This window comes from Paraburkholderia guartelaensis (genome assembly GCF_004353905.1).
Taxonomy (GTDB): Bacteria; Pseudomonadota; Gammaproteobacteria; order Burkholderiales; family Burkholderiaceae; genus Paraburkholderia; species Paraburkholderia guartelaensis.
The window spans coordinates 231,757-253,914 of the sequence record NZ_SMOD01000001.1; the positions used below are offsets into that span (position 1 = coordinate 231,757).

The following is a 22,158-nucleotide window of genomic DNA, read 5'->3' on the forward strand; positions in this document are numbered from 1 at the left end:
GTTAGCTTTGCAGTTTACCTTCACATCTCCTAGAATGCGGGGATGACCGAACGCGCCCAAACTCCCTCTCCCGACCTCGCCGCGGCGCTTGCCGGCGACCTGCGCGCACTGGTCGGGCAGCTGCGCCGCCGTTTCCGCGAGCAGGCGATCCTCGGCGACTTCACACCTTCACAGATGGCCGTGCTGCAGCGGCTCGAACGCGAGGGGCCGTCCACGGTGTCGAGCCTCGCGCGCGCGGAGGGCATGCGTCCGCAGTCGATGGGCACGCTCATCGCGCCGCTCGAGGCGGCGGGCCATATCAGCGGCGCACCGGACCCGAATGACGGACGCCAAACGCTCTGGTCGCTTACTCAAGCCTTTCGCGAGTGGCTCAAGGAGGGGCGGGCGGCGCGCCAGGACTGGCTCTCGCGCAGGATAGAAGCGCGTCTTTCCGGCGCGGAGCAGGAGCAGCTCGCCGCCGCGGTCGAACTGCTCAAGCGGCTCGTGGCCGACTAAGGCGAGGCGGTCACATGGGCGCTCCAGCATCCGGATTCTTTCGTTCGCTCAGGACTTACAACTATCGCGTGTGGTCGGCGGGCGCGCTCGTTTCGAACGTCGGCACGTGGATGCAGCGCACGGCGCAAGACTGGCTCGTGCTTACGGGCCTCACGCATCACAGCGCGGCGGCGGTCGGTATCGTGATGGGCTTGCAGTTCGGCCCGCAAATGCTGTTCATGCCCTGGTCGGGCTTCGCCGCCGACCACTTCGACCAGCGCAAGCTGCTCATGGTCACGCAGGCGCTGCTCGGCACGCTTGCGATTGCACTCGGTGTGCTCACGGCAACAGGGCTCGTGCAGCTTTGGCACGTGTACGTGTTCGCGTTCCTGTTCGGCTGCACGACGGCATTCGATTCGCCGGTGCGGCAAACTTTCGTCTCGGAACTGGTGGGCGACGCCGATCTCTCCAACGCCGTCGCGCTCAATTCCACCTCGTTCAACGCCGCGCGCATGATCGGCCCGGCCGTGGCGGGAATCGTCATTGCGTCGGTGGGCGTGGGCTGGGCCTTCCTGCTCAACGGTCTGTCGTTCGTGGCCGTGCTGATCTCGCTCACGCGTCTGCGCGTGGACGAACTGCGTTCGGCAAGACGTACGCAACCCGCGAAGGGCGGGATTGCTGCGGGGTTCCACTACGTGTGGGCGCGACCGGACCTGCGGGCCATTCTCGTCATGCTGTTCCTGATCGGCACCTTCGGGCTGAACTTTCCGATCTTCATCTCGACGATGGCCGTGAACGTCTTTCACGCCGACGCGGGACGCTACGGACTCCTGTCTTCCATGATGGCGGTGGGCACCATGAGCGGCGCCTTCTTCGGCGCGGGGCGCAGCCATCCGCGTTTCATCTCGCTGCTGTTCGCGGCGGCGGCGTTCGGAGTGGGATGCGTGCTGGCTTCTGTTGCGCCGGGCTACTGGTGGTTCGGCGGCGCGCTCGTGATGATCGGCATCGCGGCGCTCACGTTCACCACCGAAACCAACAGCCTCATGCAGCTTTCTACGGAGCCCGGCATGCGTGGCCGCGTGCTGGCAATCCGCCTCGCCGTGGCGCTGGGCGGCACGCCCATCGGCGCGCCGATCGTGGGTTGGATCGCCGACCACTGGGGGCCGCGCTGGGCCTTGCTGGTGGGCGCGGCTTCGGGCTTCGCGGCGGCTATCGTCGCGGCCCGCACGCTCGCGCGGCGGGCGCACGAGAAGCCATAGCGCGTAGAACTATCACGCGCAATCGCGCCAATATCAGGCGGGCTTCAACTCCACGCGCTTGATGTCCTTCACGATCACGAGATAGCTGATCACCGTAACGATCGCGTTGATGCCGACAAAGGCGAGCGCGCCGTTGAACGAGCCGGTTTCCGCCACGAGATAGCCGATCACGATCGGCGTGACGATGCCGGCCACATTGCCGAACATGTTGAAGATCGAGCCCGAGAGGCCGATCGCTTCGCGCGGCGCGGTATCGGCGATCACGGCCCAGCCGAGCGCGCCCAGACCCTTGCCGAAGAACGCGAGCGACATGAGCGCGACCACGATCCAGTCGCTGTTCACGTAGTTGCAGCCGACGATGCACGACGAGAGCACCATGCCGCCGACGATCGGCACCTTGCGCGCCATGGTGAGCGAGCGGCCCGAGCGGATCAGGGCGTCCGAAGCCACGCCGCCCAGCACACCACCCAGGAAGCCGCAGATAGCAGGCAGCGAGGCAATGAGCCCAGCCTTCAGGATGGTCATGTGGCGCGCCTGCACGAGGTAGATCGGGAACCACGTGAGGAAGAAGTACGTGAGCACGTTGATGCAGTATTGCGCGAGATAGACGCCCAGCAGCATGCGGTTGCCGAGCAGCTGGCGGATGACCGCCCAGTTCGCGCCCTTGCGGTCCTTGCGCTCGCCGCGCGCTGCGCGTTGATGCCCGTTCACGATGCCGCCGCCCGCCTCGATGTATTCGAGTTCCTGCGGGTTCACGCCCGGATGATCGGCCGGGTTCTTCATGAACCGGATCCACGCGAAGGCGAGCACGAGGCCGCCCACGCCCATCACGATATAGACGTGATGCCAGCCATACGCATGCGTGAGCCACGCCATGAGCGGCGTGAACACGACGGCCGCGAAATACTGCGCTGAATTGAAAATGGCCGAGGCCGTGCCGCGCTCTTTCGCCGGAAACCAGCTCGCCACTACTTTCGCGTTGGCGGGGAAGGCGGGTGCTTCGGCCGCGCCCATCGCGAAGCGCAGTGCGAAGAGGCCCGCAATCGCGGCGCCCGCGCTGCCGAGCAGGCCGATCGAGCTTTGCAGCAGCGTGAAGAGCGACCACAGGAAGATGCTGCCCGCGTACACGCGTCGCGCGCCGAAGCGGTCGAGCACCCAGCCCGCGGGAATCTGCGCGAGCACATAGGCCCAGCTGAACGCCGAGAAGATGTAGCCCATGTGGATGGCGTCGAGACCGAACTCGGTGCGCATGGCCGAGCCCGTGACCGAGAGCGTGGCGCGGTCCGCGTAGTTGAGCGTGGTGATGATGAAGATCAGCGAGAGAATCAGGTAGCGCACCTTGGTGCGCCTGGCGACATCGGACTGCGTGGCGGTGCGGCTCAACGACATGTGGATCGACCTCTCTCGTGCGCTAGACGCAGGCCGTTTCGGTCACGATGCGGCCTGAATCTACTGTCTCCAAACGGCGCGCCTCGTGCACGCCGCCTCTACTTACGCAAGAACGCGCCTGACTCGCGTCAAGCGCGTTCCGTTTGCGGACCTGATTCACTGCTTGTTCAGCCAGTTGTCAGAATGTTGTTTGACATCATGGCTGGTTGTCTGAGCTAATCGTACAACGCCCGGGAAGCCGAGGCAACCAGACTGTATGCCTCTTGAGTCGATCTCAGGGTAAACTCGAATTTCAGGATAGTCGCGCGATTATGGGATGATGCGGCCAAGTTGTTGGACAACATGGCGATTGGCCCCTCAAGACTCCGGCATTTGAGCCGTAAAGAAGAACACCATGGAAACCGGGGATTGAAGCAACATGCGCAACACGACGGTACGAGCCAGCCTCCTTGCAGTGCTGGTGATCTTTGGCGTGATGATCCTGATTGGCGGCTTCGCGGGCGTGTTCTCGCTCAAGGAGTCGAACGCCAGCGCCCAACGCCTGCATGAAATCGCGCGTCAGACCATTCTGGTCAACGACGCCTACAAGGACACCACGCGCACGCGTTCGGCGCTCGTGCGCGGCTATAGCGCGCTCAAGGAACGCAACGACACGGCCACGCGCGACTCCGCGCTGAAGAGCGCGGCCCATAGCTTCGAGCTTTCGGCGAGCGAGACGCAGGCCTTCGCCAACGCGCCGGCGTTCGACGGCATGGACGCGGACCTCAAGCGTCAGTTGCTCGAGTCGGCGGCGCAACTCTCGAACACGCTTACGCGCGCCACCGACGCGCTGCGCAACGGCGACACGGCCGCTTACGTTGCGGTCAACGACACCGACATCACCGCCGCGGGCGCAGCCTATTCGGTGAACGTGGAGAAGTTCCAGAAGCTCGCCAACGCGCTCGCCGAGGCAACGCTCGACGACGGCAACTCGCGCTACACATGGATCGTCACGCTCGTTGGCGTGGGCGTGGCCATCGCGTTGGCGCTCGTCGTCGTCACGCACTTCGCCTTGCAGCGTATCGTGTCGCGCCCGCTGGCCGACGCCGCGGCGGTGCTCGACCGCATCGCCTCGAACGATCTCACCGTGCGCGTGCCCGAAGCAGGCCGCAACGAAATCGGCGTGCTGTTCGCGGCCATGCGCCGGATGCAGGCGGGGCTCTCGCACACCGTGGCCGGCGTGCGCGACAGCTGCGACGCGATTCACACGGCCGCGCGCGAGATCGCAGCGGGCAATCTCGATCTGTCGAGCCGCACGGAAGAACAGTCCGCCTCGCTCGAAGAAACGGCCGCGAGCATGGAAGAACTCACCTCCACGGTGAAGCAGAACTCCGTGAACGCATCCGAGGCCAGCACGCTCGCCACGGGCGCGGCCGAACTCGCGCAGCGCGGCGGCGATGTGGTGGGACGCGCCGTGCAGACCATGCAGGACATCAGCGCCAGCTCGCAGAAGATTGCCGAGATCACCAGCATGATCGACAGCATCGCGTTCCAGACCAATATTCTTGCGCTCAACGCCGCCGTGGAATCGGCGCGCGCGGGCGAGCAGGGACGCGGCTTCGCCGTGGTCGCGGGCGAAGTGCGCACGCTCGCGCAGCGCAGCGCGGGCGCCGCGCGCGAGATCAAGGAACTGATTGGCGCTTCGATGGAAGACGTGCGCAACGGCAACGCGCTCGTCGCGCAGGCAGGCGAGGCGATGAACGAGATCGTCAACTCGGTGCGCAATGTCGCCACGATCATGGCCGAGATCACGACGGCCACCGCCGAGCAGAGCACGGGCATTCAGCAGGTGGGCATGGCCGTGAGCCAGATGGATCAGGTCACGCAGCAGAACGCCGCGCTCGTCGAGCAGGCGGCCGCCGCTGCGAGCGCGCTGGAGCACCAGGCGCAATCGATGAAGGAAGCAGTTTCGGTGTTTCGCGTCGGCGCGCTTGCGTGAGGAAAGCAGCGCGCGAGACCAGTCAATAGAACTAACGAAGCGGAAAGGACGACATGAAGAAGAAGGCAATCTTGCGCAGCGTGGTGGGTGCTGTTTTCGGGCTCGCGGCATCGGCGGCCGTGCATGCGGCTAGCTACGTGTATGTGTCGAACGCCGACAGCCAGGACATTTCGGTGTTTCGCCTCGATGTGCAAAACGGTGCGCTTGCCGCGGTCGAGACCGTGCCGGTGGGCGGCACGGTGATGCCGATGGCGTTCTCGCCCGACCATCATCACCTGTATGCAGCGCTGCGCTCGAAGCCGTATCGCGTGGTGAGCTTCGCCGTGAATCCGCTCGACGGCCGTCTCGCCGAACTCGGCCGCGCGCCGCTCGCGGAGAGCATGGCCTATGTTTCCACCGACGGTACGGGTCGCTATCTGCTTTCCGCTTCGTACGGCGGCAATTTGCTGGCGGTGAACCACATCGGCGAAAACGGTGTGGTGGGCGACGTGCAGCAAACCGTGAAGACGGGCCCGATGGCGCACATCATTCGCACCTCGCCGGATAACCGCTACGCATTTGCCTCGGTGCTCGGCGCCGACGCATGGCTGCGCCTGAAATTCGACGCCTCGACGGGCGCGCTCACCGAAGACGCGAAGCCCGCGTACTCGCTGCCCAAGAATTCCGGCCCGCGCCACTTCCAGTTTTCGCCGGACCAGCGCTTCGTCTATCTGATCGACGAACTCGACGGCAAGCTGCACGTGCTCGCCTTTAACGCGGCGAACAACACGGTCAAGCCGATCCAGACGATCTCGATCCTGCCCGCCGGCTTTTCCGGCGACAAGCCGTGGGGTGCCGACGTGCACCTCACGCCCGATGGCCGCCACCTGTATATCTCGGAGCGCACGTCGAGCACGCTGGGCGCGTACCGCGTGAACCAGCAAACGGGCAAGCTCACGCGCATCGGCACGTACGCCACCGAGAAGCAGCCGCGCGGCTTCAATATCGATCCTTCGGGCCAGTATCTGCTTGCCGTGGGCCAGCTCTCGCCCACGCTGAGCGCGTACCGCATCGATGCGAAGAGCGGTGCGCTGCATGAGCTTGGCAAGTACCCGGTAGGCAAGGGTGCGAACTGGGTCGAAGTGGTGGATTTCGACGGTTCGAACGACTAAGCAATAAGGGGCGGCTTCGGTCGCCTTATTCCTGATGGCTCTCTGCCGCGAAGCGCATTGCCTTCACGTTGCGCGGCTCGGCTCGCGCTTCATCGAGGCCTTCGATCGAGCGCAGCCGCGCCGGCGCCGACAATACGATGATCGCGAGCTGAAGTGCGAATCCGCACGCGGCGCCCACGAGGCAGCTAGTCATGCCAAGGCGCGTGCTCAGGAACGCGCCGAGCAGGGCGCCGAGCGGACGCGCGCCGAACGTCGCCATCATGATGACCGACGAGACGCGCGCGATCAGATCGCGAGGCGTGACGACCTGGCGCAACGCTGTGGTCGAGATGGTCCAGACGATCGGCCCGAAGCCGAACAGAAAGAAAGCCAGAAACACGGTGGCGCGCGAATGCGTGAGGGCCGTGCTCGCCATGAGCAGCGAGGCAAGCGCGGCGCTCGTCGGGCCGAGCAGGATTTGCCGTCCGAACACCAGGCGCTTTGCGATGATCTTGTAGAGAAACGCGCCGCCCACCATCCCGAAGCCATACACGCCGAGTGCAACGCCTACTGCCGATGGCGCGAACGCGAGCCGGTGTATCGCGTACCAGGCAAATACGGCGAGCAACAGATACCACGACGTATTGAAGACGAAGGCCGTCGCCACGATCGGCCGCAGATGCGTGCTGCGCGCGATGAACTGCACGCCATCGAAGAGTTCGCGTGCGAGTGCGCGACGCGAACGCGGACGTGGTGCTTCCGCAGGCAGGCGTGCGAGACACCATGCGCTGGCGAGCGACAGGACGAACGCCGCGAGAAACGCGAACACGCCCGACGCCCAGCCCGCAAAAATGCCGCCCACGGAAGGCCCCGCCGTGTAGGCGATGCTGCGCGCGATTTCGAGCCGCCGGTTGGCGGCGAGCAGGTCGCCCGTTTCGACCATGGCCGCAACAAGCGAGGGCGCAGTCACGCTGAACACCACCGTGCCGGTTGCGATGGCGAAGCCCAGCGAGCCGAGCGTATAGAGCGAAAGCACGCGCGCATGGAACAACGCGAACAGCACGAAGAGCGCGGCGGCGCGCAGCAGTTCGGTTGCGATCATGAGCGGCTTGCGCCGGCTGCGATCGGCAATGAGGCCAGCGGGCAGCGAGAGCAGCAGGAACGGCAGGGTGTTGATGGCCTGGAGCGAGGCGCTTTGCTGGGCCGTAGCGCCCAATGCCACCACGGCGACGATCGGGATGACCGCAATGGCCATCTGCTCGCTGAATTGCGCCGCGAGACTCGCGTGCGAAAGATTGACGACGACACGCTGTGGCGTCGAGCTACCGGTTGTGATGCCCATTGTCGATGTCCCGAAGATCGCTCCGGCGTGAGCCGGATGCGGTGGTTTGAGCTTCGGGATCGAGTCTACGCAGGGCGCCTGGGTGGAGATATCCGGATCTTGTGGTGATATTCGATGCGCCGGGCGAACGCAGGTCAGTCCGCTTCGATACGATCGGCGTCGCGCGAATCTTTGTGCACCGGCGCATGCGTTGCCGAGTCGCCGCGCGACGCGTCGACATCGCGCACCGCACGACTACCCGCAAAGCACACCGCGAGCGTCGCGAGCACCAGCACGCCGAGCGCGAGCTGCAGCCCGACCACCCCCGCGCCGAAGCCGATGATCGGCGGGCCCACGAGAAAGCCCGCGTAACCTGCTGTGGCTGCCATCGACACGCCGGTCACGGGTGGATCGGTCGTACGCCCGGCCGCACTGAAAATCACCGGCACCACATTGGCGAGCCCAATGCCGACGCAGATGAACCCCACCACCGCTGTAGCGAGCGCTGGCGCAGCGAGTACGGCGGCGAGGCCCGCGGCCGAAAGTAGACCGCCCAGCGCGACCACGCGCACCGCGCCCAGCCGCCGTACGAACGCGTCGCCCACCACGCGGCACGCCGCCATGGCGAACGCGAATGACGTATAGCCGATGCCCGCGCTATCCGCATGAGCGGGCAAGGCGGTGCGCAAGTACACGGCGCTCCAGTCGGCAATGGCGCCCTCGGTCATCATGCACAGGAACGCGAGCGCGGCGAGCTTCACGACCCCCGCCTGCGGCAGCGCGAAGCCGCCGCCCGACGCAGCCTCCGGGCGCGTGCCCACGTCGCGCAGCGAGAACAGCGCCGCGCCGACGATCAGTACGGCAATGGGAATGGCGGGCAGCGCGAGACCGCTCAGCACACCGAATCCTGCTTTCTGCAGCACCGTGCCAACCGCTGCACCCGCCAGACCGCCCGCGCTCCAGGCCGCGTGGAACGACGACATGATCGGCGCGTGCCACACTTTTTCGATCGCGCTGGCATGGCCGTTCATGGAAACGTCGAGCGCGCCGTTGAGCGCGCCGAGCAGCAGCAACGCGGCACAAAGCAGCGGCGCGTTGGGCGCGAGCGCAGGCAAAGGAAACGCGGCGACGAATAGCACGCCGAGCAGGGCGGTCGCGCGCCCGCTGCCGACCTTCGGCGCGAGACGTCCCGCAAGCGGCATGGCGACGATGGCGCCGAGCGCAAAGGCAAAGAGCGCGACGCCGAGCAGGGAGTCGCCAAGGAGCAGCTTGTCCTTCACGCGCGGCACCTCGACGGCCCACGCGCCAATGCCGAAGCCGTTCGCCAGAAACACCGCCGTGGTGGCGTAGCGTTCGCGCAGGGGCCTCATCGCGCCACCGTCACGTCGCCGCATGCGGCTTTCAGTTGCTTCAGATGGAGTTTCGGCACGTCGGTATCGACGACCAGATAGTCGAGCGAAGCGCACGGCGCGATGACGTAGGGCGCGGATGTCATGAGCTTTTCCGTGGTGACTGCGGCGGCGATCTGGCCGCTTGCTGCGACCATCGCGCGCTTCATTTCGGCATCCTCTGCATCGAAGGCCGCGATGCCTTCGGAAGGATCGAGTGCGCAGGCGCCGAGAAAGCAGAGATCGGCCTTGATCTGCTGAATCTGCACGAGCGCTGTCGCGCCGAGTGCGCCCGCGGCCTGTGCGCTCACACGCCCGCCGATCAGGATGACTTCGATACCTGGGCGCTCGAGGAGGCGCACACAGGCTTGGGGCGAAGTGGTGACGACCGTGAGGCCAGCGTTCTCGGGGAGTGCGGCCGCGATCTCGACATTCGTGGAACCCGCGTCGAGCAGAATCACCTGGTTGGGCTTGACGAGCGCGGCGGCGGCGCGCGCAAGACGCGCCTTGGCCGGCAGGTGCTCGCGCATGCGCACGGACGCGGGCTTGTTGGCGGGTGAGGTGAGCAGCGCTCCGCCATACACGCGCTTGCAGTGGCCCGCCTCGGCCAGGTCGCGCAAATGGCGCCGGATCGTGTGCTCCGAGGTGTCGAGCTGCGCGGCGAGTTCGGCGGCCAGCACACGGCCCTCGGCGCGCAGCTTTTCGAGGATCAGGCGCTCGCGCTCGTCGGGGAGCAGGCCTTCGCTGGCCTCCTGGCGTGTTCGTTGCATGGGGTTCGGCTCCCGCTTGCTTGTTGGCTTGCTCGTCGAATCGAGCAAAAACGAGCATAACGTATCGTAAACGGGCGATGCATGCAACCGACGGCGGAGTGTTCTGGACGCAGCCGCCTCGGCCGCTTCAGGGCAGGGAATAGCGCGAATACGTTTCGATCGGCACGAGCGCCTGCGTTGGAGGCGTGCCGCCGGCCACCGCGTTGCGCATCTGCTCGACGGCCGTGCGCAGCAGCAGACGCAAATCTTGCGAGAGCAGGTAGTCGATCACGTCCGCGCGCAACAGCGGCTCCGTCACGGCGTTCACCTCATGCGTCACATAGAGCGTGCGGCCCGCAAGTCCGCGCTCGCGCAGCGCCGCTGCAAGTCCTTCGTTGCCGCCCGCCACGTTGTAGATGCCGTCGAGCGCGCCGTGCATTTCCATGCAGCGCCGCGTGGCCTCGTAGGTCGCCGCGCCCGAGTCGGCGCCCTTGATCACTTCGACGACATTCACGTGAGGAAAGCGCTGACGCAACAGCGAGCGAAAGCCGATCTCGCGGTCTTCGTGACAGGTGTACGAGAACGTTGCGACCACAACGGCCACGGAAGGCGAGGGGCGCCCCACCAGGTGCCGGCCAACGAGGAACGCGGCCGACTGGCCCGCGGCGCGGTTGTTCACGCCCACGTAGGTGTGGCGCGCATCGGCGTCGACATCGGTGATGAGCGTCACTACGCCCAGGCCCCGCGCCATGCATTCGCGCAGCGCCGACGTAATGGGCGGCGTGTTCGTGCAGATGATGCCGATGGCGTCGGCAGCGCCTTGCGCCGACTCGCGCACGCGCTGCGCGACGTCCTCGTCGCTGGCGCCCACGCAATTAACCACCTCGACTGTCACGCCCGCCGCCGCGAATTCCGCTTCGAGGCTCGCTGCCGTGCGCGTGAGTTCGGCGGTGAAGGCGTCGCCGGCCTGGAGGAGCAGACGCACGCGCAACGCATTGGACGAGGTATGCGATGCAGAGGGCAACGTCTCGCCGTCGCCCGCGCCCAGTTGCCTGAGCGCCGCTTCCACGGCGCTGCGAGTGCGCGGGTGCACGCCGGGCCGGTCGTTGAGCGCCCGGTCGATGGTCGCGCGGCTTAGCTGCGTGAGTTCCATTAACTGCTTCAGCGTAGGGCGGCTCTTCATCGGGGCTCCGCAGCGGGTGAGTATGGACTCATTTTGACTCAAAATGAGTCTTTCGTCGCACATATTTGGATTTTATCTCCACGTGGAGAACGTTTTCAGACGCCCGCGGTTTAGGTAAAAACCCTTTAAGGCTCAAAATGAGTCATTTTAGTCTTTGACGATGGCTCATTTAGAGCCTGTAATTCGACTCAAGGATGAGCGAAATCAAAGCGGCTCATCAGCGTTCAATGTCATGCACGGGAGTTCGACTCATGTCCGCACAGCCAGGCTCGCCACAAGTCATCACGATGGACGATTGGTACCGTTGTCCGCTCGACCGCAAGGTGCTCAAGGAGGTCACGCGGCGCAACGACCGGGTTGCCCTGATGTATTTCGGCGGCTTCATGGCGCTCGTGCTCACCACCGGCGCGCTCGCCTGGCTTTCGTTGGGCGCGCTCTGGTGCATTCCTGCCTTCCTGCTGTACGGCACGATCTACGCGTTCGCCGAGGCGATGGAGCACGAGCTGCGTCATCGCACGCCGTTCAGGAGCGAGTGGCTCAACGAGTCCGTGCACTGGGTGATCTGCTTCATGACCTGGCGCGAGCAGATCTATAGCCGCTGGTCGCATGCGCAGCATCACACCTATACGCACCTCACGGCCACGGTGCCCGCCGACGTTGAGATCGCCGTCAAGCGGCCGCCCAATTACCTCAAGCTCGCCACCGACTTCGTGCGCGTTTCCCATGGCATTCATCATCTCGGCAACATCGTGCTGCATAGCCTCGGCATTGTGACGAGGAGCGCGAAGGCCGTTGTGCCGGTGGTCGAATATCGGGCGATGCGCCGCAATTCGCGCATCATGCTCGCGCTCTACGTGGGAGTTGGCGTGTGGGCCTTCGTCGCGCATAGCTGGCTGCCCGTGGTGTTCCTGCTGCTGCCCCGCGCCTACGGTGCCTGGCTCCACGAACTGCTGGCCATTACGCAGCACACCGGCCTGCGCGAGAACGAACTCGATCACCGTTTCTCCACCCGCACGCTGCGCCTGAATCCCGTGCTGCAGTTTCTCTACTGGAACATGAACTATCACGTCGAGCACCACATGTTCCCCAATGTGCCGTTTCATGCGTTGCCCAAATTGCGCAAAGCGATCGAGGCCGACTTGCCGCCCGCTTGCGACGGTCTGGTCGACGCGTGGGCCGAGATCCTTTACGTGTTGCGCATGCAACGCCACGACCCGGACTACATGATCACGCCGCAGGTGCCCGGCAAGACGGCGGGCGTGATGCGCGAGGCCGCCGGTGCGAATGCCTTCGTTGCCGATACGCAATGACGCGCCGGCTACCCGCTAACTTTTCGAAAGATGACGATGGAGGAGACGACCATGAACATTCTTCAATGGCACGAGGTGTGCGCGAGCGACGAACTCGAAGAAGAGGACGTGATGGAGTTCGAGCACGAAGGCGAGCTTTACGCGATCTACCACACGCCCACGGGTTATTACGCTTCAGCCGGGGTCTGCACGCACGAAACGGCGCGTCTCGCGCAAGGCCTCGTGTTCGGCGACATCATCGAATGTCCGATGCATATGGGACGCTTTCACATTCCCTCGGGCGCGGCCAAGGGGGCGCCGGTCTGCGTGAACCTCGCGACGCATCCGGTCAAGGTGGAGGCGGGCACGATCTATCTCGGCCTCGCCGCGTAATGATTCGGCATACGAATCATTGAATTACCACGATAACGACGCAACTTAGGAGACAGCCGTGAACGTTCCTTTTCTGAAAGTGTTGCCGCTGGCGGCGACGGTATTGGCACTCGCGCTGAGTCCCGCGGCGCATGCGGACCCCGTCGCGCATTTCGACTTCATTTCGCACGCGCCCGATTCGGATGCGTGGTGGAACACGGTCAAGAACGGCATCAAGCAGGCGGATCAGGACTTCAATGTCCAGACCGATTACCGTAATCCGCCCAATGGCGATATCGCCGACATGGTGCAGCTCGTGAATCAGGCTGCCGCGCGCAATTACGATGGCGTGGTGACGACCATTGCGGATTTCGATCTGCTCAAGGGCGCTGTGTCACGCCTGAAAGCTAAGAACATTCCCTTCATCACCGCGAATACGGGCACGGAGCAACAGAGCGCGGAGCTTGGCGCGCTCATGCACGTGGGCCAGCCAGAATATCTCGCGGGCAAGGAGGCGGGGCTTCGCGCGAAGGCGGACGGCGTGAAGACGTTCCTGTGCGTGAACCATTACGCCACGAATCCGCTTTCGTTCGAACGCTGTCGCGGCTTTGCCGACGCCATCGGCGCTAACATGAAAACCTCGGTGCTCGATGCGGGCACCGACCCCACGGGCATAGAATCGAAGGTGAGTGCGTATCTGCGCAACCACCCGGACACCCAGGCCGTGCTCACGCTCGGTCCGACCTCGGCCGATCCGACGATACGCGCGGTGAAGAGCCTCGGTCTGGCGGGCAAGATCTGGTTTGCGACCTTCGATATCGACTCGGACGTCGCGAAGGGCATCAAGGACGGCACGATCAAGTTCTGCACCGACCAGCAGCCGTATTTGCAGGGCTATATTCCGGTTGCCCTGCTGGCGATCATGCATCAGAACCACAACAACGACGTGCTGCAGGCGCGCACCGCACTCGAGCAGAACCCGAAGTTCCAGCAGCGGCTGAAGGACTACGGACTCAAGCCCGTGTATGAGGCGCGCAATATCAGCTCCGGGCCGGGCTTCATCACCCCGCAGAATATTCAGCAGGTGTCTGCGCTCGCGGGACAGTATCGTTGAGTGCGCAAGGAGTCAGCATGAGTGCGGGCGATGCCATGGTGGTGATCGGCGGCGGCCAGTGCGGCGCACGCGCCGTGCAGGTGCTTCGCGAAGGCGGCTGGCAAGGCGCGATTACGCTGATCGCCGACGAAGCCGCACCACCGTACGAACGGCCGCCGCTTTCCAAGGCGGTGCTGCTGGGCGAGCGCACGCCGGAGCAGGGCGCAATTCACCGCGAGGCGTTCTATCGCGAGCAGGGTGTCGATCTGCGCAGCGGTTGCGCCGCGAGCGCGATCGATCGCGCCGCCCACACGGTAACGCTCGCGAACGGCGAGACGCTTGCCTACCGTCGCCTGCTGATCGCGACCGGTGCCGGGCCTCGCCGCATGAGCGTGCCCGGCGCGAATCTCGCGGGCGTGCACGTGTTGCGCAATGCCGGTGACGCACTCGCCATCGCGGGCGAACTCGGGCCGGGGCGCCGCATTGCGGTGGTCGGCGCGGGCTTCATCGGGCTCGAAGTCGCGTCCTCGGCGGTGCAGCGCGGCTGCGAAGTCGTCGTGTTCGAAGCCGCGCCGCGCGCGTTGATGCGTGCGGTGCCCGCGGAGGTGGCGCAGTGCCTCGTGGACCTTCATCGCGAGCGAGGCGTAGACGTGCGCTTCGACGTACAGGTGCAGCGCTTCGAGGGCGAAGGGCGCGTCAACGCCGTCGTGCTCGGCGACGGAACCGTCGTGCCTTGTGATGCCGTTGTGATCGGCATTGGCGTTGTGCCGCGTGCGGCGCTCGCACAGCAAGCGGGTCTCGCGATCGACAACGGCATCGCCGTCGATCCCACGCTGCGTACCAGCGATCCGGATATCTACGCGGCGGGCGACGTGTGTTCGTTCGTGCATCCGCTGTACGGGCAGCGTATTCGGCTTGAATGCTGGCGCAACGCCGAGGATCAGGCGCGCGTGGCAGCGCTCAACATGCTCGGCCATGACGAGGCGCACAGCGCCGTGCCGTGGTTCTGGTCCGACCAATACGACATGACGATCCAGATCGCGGGCTTGCCCGCGTTCGGCTCGACGAAGGCCGTGCGTGCAACGGGCACGGCATCGAAAGTGTTTTTCGCGTTCGACGAAACGGGCGTGCTGGTGGGCGCGAGCGGCGTGGGACAAACGGGCGAAATCGCCCGTGACGTACGGATTGCGCAGGAGCTGATTGCGCGCCGAGCGCGCATCGACCCCGGGTGTCTTGTGGACAGCGCGACCAAACTCAAATCGCTGCTCGCCGCAGGCGCGCACTGAACGACCGGATCGATCTGCTCGGCCGGTGGCTCCACCCGCCGGCTTTTTTCCACTGCGGTTCGAGTGGGGCGATAGGGGCTTCGTGCTCTATCGCTTTCTTTTATTCTTCGTCCGCGCTGTAGACGCTGAGGCCTTCTATCGGGTCCATCGGGGCATCCCAGGGCCTTGCGTCGATCGCCCGCATGGCGGCTTCGTAGCCCGCGCGCCGGCGCGCGGCAATGCCGGACGGCGTGAAGTCGATGTCCTTCAACTGGTCGTCGCCGTCGAGTCGTGGCGCCGCGAGCTTGATGAGCCGCATGGTGGTCTCGCAGCCCCATGCCGCCAGTTCCTTCACATCGAGTGCGTCGCGCTCGTCAACGGGCACGCGCTTCGCCAGTTCGCGGATCACGTGGCGCAAGCGGTGAATCTGCTGTTGACGCGCGATATGGCTTTCCGTGCGGCTCGCGTACTGAATGTCCTTTTGCCGTTCTGCGATCTGCCAGATGCTTTGTGGCTCCGGGCCCGCCGGATTCCACACTTGCACCGAGAAGATGACCGAACTGTGGCGCGGCTTGTCGTCCAGCACGACCTCGACCGGCGTATTGGAATAGATGCCGCCGTCCCAGTACGGCTCGCCGTCGATGCGCACCGCCGGGAACGCGGGCGGCAGCGCGCCCGAGCTCATGATGTGTTCGACATTCAGGCGCTGGTCGCGCGAATCGAAGTAGCGCATCGCACCCGTGCGTGCGTTCACCGCGCCCACGGTGAGGCGCGGGTGCCCGGCGTTCAGCAATTCGAAGTCGACCAGTGAAACGAGCGTGTCGCGCAGCGGGGCGATCTTGTAGTAAGACGCGCGATCGACGCCGAGGCGCGCGAGCGGACCGAACCACGATGCCGGGTTGGGCTGAAAGAACCCCGCAATGCCGCCGCCGATGATCATCAGCTTTGCAAACGTCTTGTCCCACCCGGGCGCGAAGCCAGGCCACGTTGCCGCCACGTCGAGGCGAGTATGGTCGGTGACGCGGTGCCAGAATTCGTCCAGGCGCTCGAAGCGGTGCTCCGGCGCGTTTCCGGCGATCAGCGCCGCGTTGATGGCGCCAATGGAGGTGCCGATCACCCAGTCCACCTGGATGCCGGCTTCGTGTAACGCCTCATAAACGCCGAGTTGGTAGGCGCCCAATGCGCCGCCGCCCTGCAACACGAGTACGACTTGCCCTGGCAATGCCAGGCTTGCCGGCTGCTTCGCTGTCATCGATCGCCTCGCTGTTTTGCTCTACCGACGCGCGATTTCGTGACATGCATTCTTCATACGCGTCGCCGTTTTCTCCGCACCATTGTAGTGGCGTTCGGAAAAGACGAGCGTTGCGTGGCAACGGCCCAACCAGCCGCCGTCCCTCAACCAGCCGAGGCGATTTGCCCTTCGAACGTCACGCAGTTTCGGCCGCCGCGCTTGGCGGTGTACAACGCGGAATCGGCGAGTCCGTACGCCGTGTCGAAATCGGTGCCGGCCGGGTTGTCGCTTACGCCGAAGCTGGCGGTAATGGGGCGGCACACCGGCGCGGGGAACGCGTGATTCGCAATGGCTGCGCGCATGCGCTCGGCGAGTAGCAAGGCATCGGCAATGTCGAAGCCCGGCAAGACGACCGTGAACTCTTCGCCGCCCACGCGTCCGATGATGCCGGTCTCGCCGAGAATGCGCCGCAGGCAGTTCACGATGCCGGAGATCACGCTGTCGCCGGCCGGGTGCCCGAAGTCGTCGTTGACCTTCTTGAAGTCGTCGATGTCGAGCAGGATCATCACTGCCCGATTCGCACGCAGCGCCTTTACCGTGCGCTCGATCACGGCGCTGCGATTGAGCACGCCGGTCAGCGCGTCGTGCGTCGCGCGATATTGCAGTTGCTGCGTGAGCGCCTGCATTTCGCGCTCGGCACGATCGCTGCGTCCGATCAGGCGGCGGGTTTCGCGCATCAGGCGCTCGTAATGCTGGATCAGCTCGATGAGCGCCTCGCGATGACTGTGCGCGTACGCCTCCGGAGCCTCGGCAATCATCCGGGCACGCTCCAGCGCCTCGCTTTCGCTGCGGAACAGGTCGAGGTAGTGATCCTTCATTGCGTCCCGCAAGCCAGTCGTTTCCACGCGCGTCGTCCTCAAAGCATCCTCACGTTGCAACCGGGCAGTCATTGAACTTGATTGCCGTGAAGTCGGTTTGCAGTTCCTCGCCGAATTCGAGGATCGTTTCGTCTTCTTCGTCGCGATACCAGTTCACCTGCACCTGGTTGCCCGCCGCTGCGGCGCGATCGAGTGCGTCGAACACGCTGAACAGCATTTTCGTGCTCGAGCTGTTGAAGTAGGTGAGCGTGACCTCGACCGTGATCGCGGCGTTTTCGCAATCCTTGAGCCAGAGATTGAGCCGCTCGATGATCGGTGCATAAAACGCGGCGGCATGCTCGGGATACGATTCGCCTCGCAGAGACAGCACGTTTTCGTCGAAGCGGAAGTCGATCTCCGGCGACGTTGCCGTGGCGGCGATAAAAAGGTTTTCCATTTTGTACGCGTGCCCTGGTCAGATGATGGTCTTGAGGCAAAACAGTGTGGTGCCCGTGTCGTCTTCGCGTGGATGAAACGCGAATTCGAGCGGCGCACTGGCGTCGCGCGCCATCGTCAGAAAACCCAGTCCCGCGCCTTTGCTATCGGCAGGCGTGTCCGCGCGCAGCGACATCTTGTAGGCCTGCTTGATTTCTTCGATCGACATGTTGCGCAGCGGCTCCAGCTTCTCGCGCAAGTCGTCTACGGCCGCCGTGGCGATGGGATTCACGCATACCATGAGATGGCGCTCGCCTTCGGCGGAAATGCACATCGCGCCTTCGCGTATTGCGCCGCCCTGGCCTTGATCTTCCGAGAGCGCGTCGCACGAGTAGTGCACGATATTGTGCGAAAGCTCGATGAACGACGAAAAGATCCTTCTGCGCGTGGACGAGCTCAGTCCCGCCACTTCCAGTTGCAGTTTGACGACCTCGCTCATCGCCGCGACGATGCTGTGCGAGAAATAGCCTTTGTGATAGAAGAGCAAGCTGCGCTTCTGTGCGATTTCGAAGAAGCAGCAGTTTTGATCCAGAATTCCAGACATATCGGTGAACTACCTCAAACTCGTGCGAAGAAAAGCGTGACGTCGTCGCGACGCGCCTGTGAGCCTTGCCATTCGGCGAAGGTTTCGAGCAAGCGTGCGCAGATGAAAGAAGAAGCGTGCTCGCGCTCAGCGAGAATCCGGTCGAGCGTCCGGCGTTTGCCGAAGCCGATTTTTCGCGGGCCGCCAATCTGATCGGTCAGGCCATCCGTGGAAACGAACAGCAGGCTGCCGTGCGGCAAGGCTACGGCGTGCTGGCTCCACGTGTAATCGGCGAGGCTGTCGACATAGCCCACGCCCATGCGGTCGCCGGCAATGCTTTCGAACTGTTCCGCGTCCGCACGCAAGACATGCAGCGCGACGCGCGCACCCGCGAAGTGCAGCACCTGGGTGGCGGCGTCGAACCAGAAGAACGCTGCATCCAGACCGTCGTTGGACTGCGGGGCGTCGCCCGTGCCGTTGATTTGCCCGAGCAGACCCTTCACGTTGCGATTGACGGCTGCCAGCAGCGCGGATGGGTTGCGCGGGCCGATCTGTTCGAGCGCCTGCGAGAGCGACGCCGAGGCGAGCAAGGTCATGAATGCGCCGGGGACGCCGTGCCCCGTGCAATCGGCCACCGCGCCGAACCAGCCGTCGGCGAACGCCGCGAAATGGTAGAAGTCGCCGCCCACTACGTCGCGCGGTTCCCAGACGAGCGCGGCATCGGGCAGCATGGTCGCAAGCGTTTCGCGCGAGGCGCGCAGCATGGCTTGCTGGATCACGCTCGCATACTCGATGCTCTGCATGATCTGCCGATTCTTTTCCGCCTGCATTTCCGCGACGATGGAGAGCAAGCGCAAGCCGTTGCCCACGCCAACGAAGCGGCCGTCGCGCGTCACGATGAAACCGTCGACCAGCGCCTTTTCGCCGACCTCGACGGTTTTGAACGTGAGGGCCTCGATGCTCATGGCCGCGTCGACGATCAATGGCTCTTTGTCCATGAACGCGATGCAGCTCTTTTTGTCGTATAGCTCGCGATGAAACGGCTTGCTCATTTGCGACAGGAAAATATCGCGGTTGATGAGCCCGATCGGGCGATCGTTTTCGATCACCGCGAGACTGGCCATGTCGCGCCTCGAATAGAAAATCTCCATGACGAGAGAGTTCGAATCCGAAGCGTCGATAGCCGGCACTTCCAGAGCCAGTTCTCCGGCGCTGCGCGGGCCTACGGGTAGACCCGGACGACGAAACTGCGCGAGCGCGGGGTGCATGACTATCCATTCCGATTAATATGGAGAATCAGCACGCTAATGGCTATTTATGTCATTCTCGTTACATGAGCGAGAGTAAGCGTTCAAGTTGGCTTGTTTAATACACCGTAATGATCGGCGAGTGCCACGCTAACGTTTGCGCATTTTTTTCGCTTCCCTCGCGCAGGGTTTCGGTGCTTCACACTTCTATATAGATGCGTCCGCCTTCGACCCTGGCCGGGTACGTTGCGAGCTTCTCACATACTGGTGCGCAAAGCGGTTTGCCGTCGCGCACGTCGAAGCGTCCATTGTGCTTCGGACACTCGATCACATGACCCATGACGAGCCCGTCACTCAGGTGCACGTGTTCATGTGTGCAGAGCCCGTCGCTCGCGTAGACCTGATCTTCTACGCGGTAAATTGCAAAGGTGCGTCCGCCGTGGTCGAAGCGCATGACGTCTTCGTCTTCGATATCGTCGAGTGCGGCTGCGTCGATCCATTGGGTCATCGGGTGTCTCCAGATTGGTATTGAAAGTTGTGCGCGCAACGGATCAAGCTTCGGCGTGGCCCGGTACCGGGCGCGCCACGTGATAGTAGGGGTCGCGTGTTTGCCGCACGAGCGCGGGAATGATTTCCGCGTAGGCGGCAAGGCTGCTGCGATAAGGCGGCGGCATATCCATTTTCACCACTTCGTGCAGACGCGGCAGCGCGTGAAAAGGAACCATCGGAAACATGTGATGCTCGACGTGATAATTCATGTTCCAGTAGAGGAAGCGGAACACGGGATTCATCATCACCGTGCGGCAGTTGCGCCGGTGGTCGAGCACGTTCTCGGGCATGCCCGCATGCTGCGTGAGGCCGAAGTAGAGATAAAGCCACGCGCCGTAGAGGCTCGGCAGGCCGATATAAAGCAGCGGCAGGATAGTGCGAAAGCCGATGCACGCGCCAATCACAATTGCGTAGACAAAGAGGCTCAGGCGCGCTTCGCGAATGGCCTTGGGCCATTCGGAGGCGGGCACGAAGCTTTGTTCTTCCGCGCCCAGACGTCCGCATGCTGCGGAGATCATGCGCGGCAGCTCGCGCGAGGCGTGCTTGAGCGCGAAGACGTTGAGGGCGAGCGAGAACCAGTCGGTGGGGCGCGGCGCGGCGATCTCGGGATCGCGGCCCACCACCAATGTGTCGGTGTGATGGCGCGCGTGGCTCCAGCGCCAGATTGTCGCGCAGCGGAATATCTGGAACGACGCAATCTGATAGAGCACGTCGTTCATCCAGCGCGTCTTGAATGCGGTGCCGTGCCCCGCTTCGTGCCAGCGCGAATCGGCGGGGCTGCAATAGAGCGTGCCGTAGAGCAGGAACGCGGGTACGGCCCACCACGAATGCGCGTGCCAGAGAAACCCGGCGAGCACGCCGCTTGCGACGATGGCCGCATACCAGATCACGGTGTCGCGTATCGCGCGCGCGTCGCTGCGCTGCATCAGCTGCTTCATCACGGGGCGCGGCACGGCGCACCGATACCAGTCCGCGTTGACGAGGCCCGCTGCGCGCGCGCGTTCGCCTGCACCGCCGATGAGCCGGTAGTCCGCATGATGCGGCGCGTAGGCGTGAGTCTCCTGGTCGGCCACGAGTGTCTCCTTGAAGTGTTGGCAGCGCGCGGCGTGCGATGCGCGGCGCGTTTCAACACAAAAATAGGTGACGCAAGGCCCGGGCTCAACCGGAAGTTTGACGAAATTTCGTCAGCGAGCTTTCGGCGCAGTCAGGCTGCCACGCGCTCGCCGCTTGTTTGCGCAGCGCGGGACGTCAGCGCATCGTCGGCCACGACCACCGGCACGCGCAGCGCGAGTGCGCACATCAGCTCATAGCCGATGGTGCCCGACGCTTCGGCCACTTCGTCCACGCGCACCTGGTCGCCCCACAGCTCGACGCTCGAACCGATGCCCGCCTGCGGGCAGGGCGTGAGATCGACCGTGAGCATGTCCATCGACACACGGCCCACCACGCGCGTGCGCACGCCATCGATGGCAATCGGCGTGCCGGTGGGCGCGTGGCGCGGATAGCCGTCCGCATAGCCGCACGCCACCACGCCGATGCGCATGGGCCGGTCGACCGCGAAGGTGCGGCCGTAGCCGATGGTTTCCTGCGGCGCGAGCGTTTGCACGCCGATGATGCGGCTCGTGAGCGTCATGGCCGCGCGCAGGCCGAAGCCTTCCACGTGCCGTGCCACGCCCGTGGGGGACGCGCCATATAGGATCGTGCCGGGGCGCACCCAGTCGCGATGCGCGCGCGGGTGCCAGAGCACGCCCGCCGAATTCGATACCGACTGCTCGCCGGGAAGGTCCTGCACCACCGCGTCGAACGTGTCGAGCTGCCAGTCGATGTGGCCGTCGTCAGCGTTCGCGAAGTGCGTCATGAGTCCGATTGCGCCGATCGACGCGATGCCGCGTGCGCGCTCCCATGCGGCGCGATAAGCATGGGGGCGGAAGCCCAGGCGGTTCATGCCCGAGTTCATCTTCAGCTGGATATCGATGGGACGCTGCGGCTTCGCTGCCGCGAGCAGATCGAGTTGCTCGTCGCAGTGCACGGCCACGGTGAGCCGGTGCGCTGCGGCCAGTTCGACGTCGGCGGGGTCGAACACGCCTTCGAGCAGCAGCAGCGGTTTGGTCCAGCCCAGTTCGCGAACGCGCACGGCTTCATCGAGGTCGAGCAGCGCGATGCCGTCGGCGCCCGCGAGCGCCGGATAGATGCGCTCGATCCCGTGTCCGTACGCATTGGCCTTGATCACGGCGAAGGCGCGCGAGCCGGCGGCGAGCTGCTTCGCCAGCTGCAGGTTGTGACGGATGGCGTCGGGTTGAATGCGGGCGACGATGGGGCGCGGCATAGGCGTTCCTGTGGGTTGGACGGCGACGGTCTAGTGATTT

General features: G+C 64.5%; 21 protein-coding genes. 8 read left to right on the plus strand and 13 right to left on the minus strand.

The genetic code is table 11. The annotated features are described in order from the left end of the window. Positions 1 to 42 precede the first annotated feature (42 nt). Both E1N52_RS01015 and E1N52_RS01020 read left to right on the plus strand, forming a co-directional pair. On the plus strand, positions 43 to 495 hold the full coding sequence (locus tag E1N52_RS01015; protein ID WP_133179366.1) for a MarR family winged helix-turn-helix transcriptional regulator: 453 nt from the start codon (positions 43 to 45) through the stop codon (positions 493 to 495). Between the two features lie 14 nt (positions 496 to 509). Next, positions 510 to 1,733, plus strand: coding sequence for an MFS transporter (locus E1N52_RS01020; RefSeq protein WP_133179368.1), 1,224 nt, complete (start codon positions 510 to 512; stop codon positions 1,731 to 1,733). A 33-nt stretch (positions 1,734 to 1,766) separates the two neighbouring features. On the opposite strand, the gene E1N52_RS01025 is transcribed toward E1N52_RS01020, so the two are convergent. Next, the gene (locus tag E1N52_RS01025; protein ID WP_133179369.1) at positions 1,767 to 3,122 is read right to left on the minus strand and encodes an MFS transporter; all 1,356 of its coding nucleotides are present in this window, start codon (positions 3,120 to 3,122) and stop codon (positions 1,767 to 1,769) included. A gap of 418 nt (positions 3,123 to 3,540) precedes the next feature. On the opposite strand from E1N52_RS01025, the gene E1N52_RS01030 reads away from it, so the two are divergent. Continuing rightward, positions 3,541 to 5,100 (plus strand): methyl-accepting chemotaxis protein, encoded by a 1,560-nt coding sequence (locus tag E1N52_RS01030; protein WP_133179371.1) that lies wholly within the window; start codon positions 3,541 to 3,543, stop codon positions 5,098 to 5,100. A gap of 53 nt (positions 5,101 to 5,153) precedes the next feature. Beyond that, positions 5,154 to 6,251, plus strand: a complete 1,098-nt coding sequence (locus E1N52_RS01035) for a lactonase family protein (protein WP_133179373.1) — start codon at positions 5,154 to 5,156, stop codon at positions 6,249 to 6,251. A 25-nt stretch (positions 6,252 to 6,276) separates the two neighbouring features. Here the strand turns inward: E1N52_RS01035 and E1N52_RS01040 are convergent, their stop codons facing one another. The 4 genes from E1N52_RS01040 to E1N52_RS01055 form a co-directional block, all read right to left on the minus strand. Next, positions 6,277 to 7,572 carry an MFS transporter gene (locus tag E1N52_RS01040; protein ID WP_133179375.1) on the minus strand — a complete coding sequence of 432 codons (1,296 nt, stop codon included), beginning with the start codon at positions 7,570 to 7,572 and terminating at the stop codon, positions 6,277 to 6,279. A 134-nt stretch (positions 7,573 to 7,706) separates the two neighbouring features. Further along, entirely contained in the window at positions 7,707 to 8,945 is a 1,239-nt protein-coding gene (locus tag E1N52_RS01045) for an MFS transporter (RefSeq protein WP_246088901.1), read from the minus strand. Beyond that, positions 8,918 to 9,709 carry a DeoR/GlpR family DNA-binding transcription regulator gene (locus E1N52_RS01050; protein ID WP_133179377.1) on the minus strand — a complete coding sequence of 264 codons (792 nt, stop codon included), beginning with the start codon at positions 9,707 to 9,709 and terminating at the stop codon, positions 8,918 to 8,920. Before E1N52_RS01050 ends, E1N52_RS01045 begins: the two co-directional genes overlap by 28 nt. A gap of 127 nt (positions 9,710 to 9,836) precedes the next feature. Beyond that, a complete protein-coding gene (locus E1N52_RS01055; RefSeq protein WP_133179379.1) occupies positions 9,837 to 10,871 on the minus strand; it encodes a LacI family DNA-binding transcriptional regulator in 1,035 nt (344 codons plus the stop codon). Positions 10,872 to 11,122: 251 nt separating this feature from the next. Between E1N52_RS01055 and E1N52_RS01060 the strand changes: the two genes are divergently transcribed. The 4 genes from E1N52_RS01060 to E1N52_RS01075 are packed head-to-tail and all read left to right on the plus strand — an operon-like array spanning position 11,123 to position 14,911. Next, positions 11,123 to 12,181: a fatty acid desaturase gene (locus E1N52_RS01060; RefSeq protein ID WP_133179381.1), complete on the plus strand. Its 1,059-nt coding sequence runs from the start codon at positions 11,123 to 11,125 to the stop codon at positions 12,179 to 12,181. A gap of 51 nt (positions 12,182 to 12,232) precedes the next feature. After that, positions 12,233 to 12,553, plus strand: coding sequence for a Rieske 2Fe-2S domain-containing protein (locus tag E1N52_RS01065; RefSeq protein ID WP_133179383.1), 321 nt, complete (start codon positions 12,233 to 12,235; stop codon positions 12,551 to 12,553). 58 nt (positions 12,554 to 12,611) lie between these two features. Beyond that, positions 12,612 to 13,646: a sugar ABC transporter substrate-binding protein gene (locus tag E1N52_RS01070; RefSeq protein WP_133179385.1), complete on the plus strand. Its 1,035-nt coding sequence runs from the start codon at positions 12,612 to 12,614 to the stop codon at positions 13,644 to 13,646. 17 nt (positions 13,647 to 13,663) lie between these two features. Then, on the plus strand, positions 13,664 to 14,911 hold the full coding sequence (locus E1N52_RS01075) for an NAD(P)/FAD-dependent oxidoreductase (RefSeq protein WP_133179386.1): 1,248 nt from the start codon (positions 13,664 to 13,666) through the stop codon (positions 14,909 to 14,911). Between the two features lie 100 nt (positions 14,912 to 15,011). Here E1N52_RS01075 and E1N52_RS01080 read toward each other — a convergent pair whose 3' ends face one another. From E1N52_RS01080 to alr, 8 genes are all read right to left on the minus strand, one after another. After that, positions 15,012 to 16,142 carry a patatin-like phospholipase family protein gene (locus E1N52_RS01080; RefSeq protein WP_133179387.1) on the minus strand — a complete coding sequence of 377 codons (1,131 nt, stop codon included), beginning with the start codon at positions 16,140 to 16,142 and terminating at the stop codon, positions 15,012 to 15,014. 143 nt (positions 16,143 to 16,285) lie between these two features. Further along, positions 16,286 to 17,026, minus strand: coding sequence for a GGDEF domain-containing protein (locus E1N52_RS01085; protein WP_425467983.1), 741 nt, complete (start codon positions 17,024 to 17,026; stop codon positions 16,286 to 16,288). Between the two features lie 22 nt (positions 17,027 to 17,048). Next, entirely contained in the window at positions 17,049 to 17,435 is a 387-nt protein-coding gene (locus tag E1N52_RS01090) for a DUF1987 domain-containing protein (RefSeq protein ID WP_133179388.1), read from the minus strand. 18 nt (positions 17,436 to 17,453) lie between these two features. After that, positions 17,454 to 18,017, minus strand: a complete 564-nt coding sequence (locus E1N52_RS01095; RefSeq protein WP_133179389.1) for a SiaB family protein kinase — start codon at positions 18,015 to 18,017, stop codon at positions 17,454 to 17,456. Positions 18,018 to 18,031: 14 nt separating this feature from the next. Next, a complete protein-coding gene (locus E1N52_RS01100; RefSeq protein ID WP_133179781.1) occupies positions 18,032 to 19,147 on the minus strand; it encodes a SpoIIE family protein phosphatase in 1,116 nt (371 codons plus the stop codon). Positions 19,148 to 19,442: 295 nt separating this feature from the next. Then, complete coding sequence (locus E1N52_RS01105) at positions 19,443 to 19,751, minus strand: non-heme iron oxygenase ferredoxin subunit (protein WP_133179390.1); 309 nt, start codon at positions 19,749 to 19,751, stop codon at positions 19,443 to 19,445. A 43-nt stretch (positions 19,752 to 19,794) separates the two neighbouring features. Then, complete coding sequence (locus E1N52_RS01110; RefSeq protein WP_133179392.1) at positions 19,795 to 20,865, minus strand: fatty acid desaturase family protein; 1,071 nt, start codon at positions 20,863 to 20,865, stop codon at positions 19,795 to 19,797. A 131-nt stretch (positions 20,866 to 20,996) separates the two neighbouring features. Continuing rightward, complete coding sequence (gene alr / locus E1N52_RS01115) at positions 20,997 to 22,118, minus strand: alanine racemase (RefSeq protein WP_133179393.1); 1,122 nt, start codon at positions 22,116 to 22,118, stop codon at positions 20,997 to 20,999. Between the last annotated feature and the right edge of the window lie 40 nt (positions 22,119 to 22,158).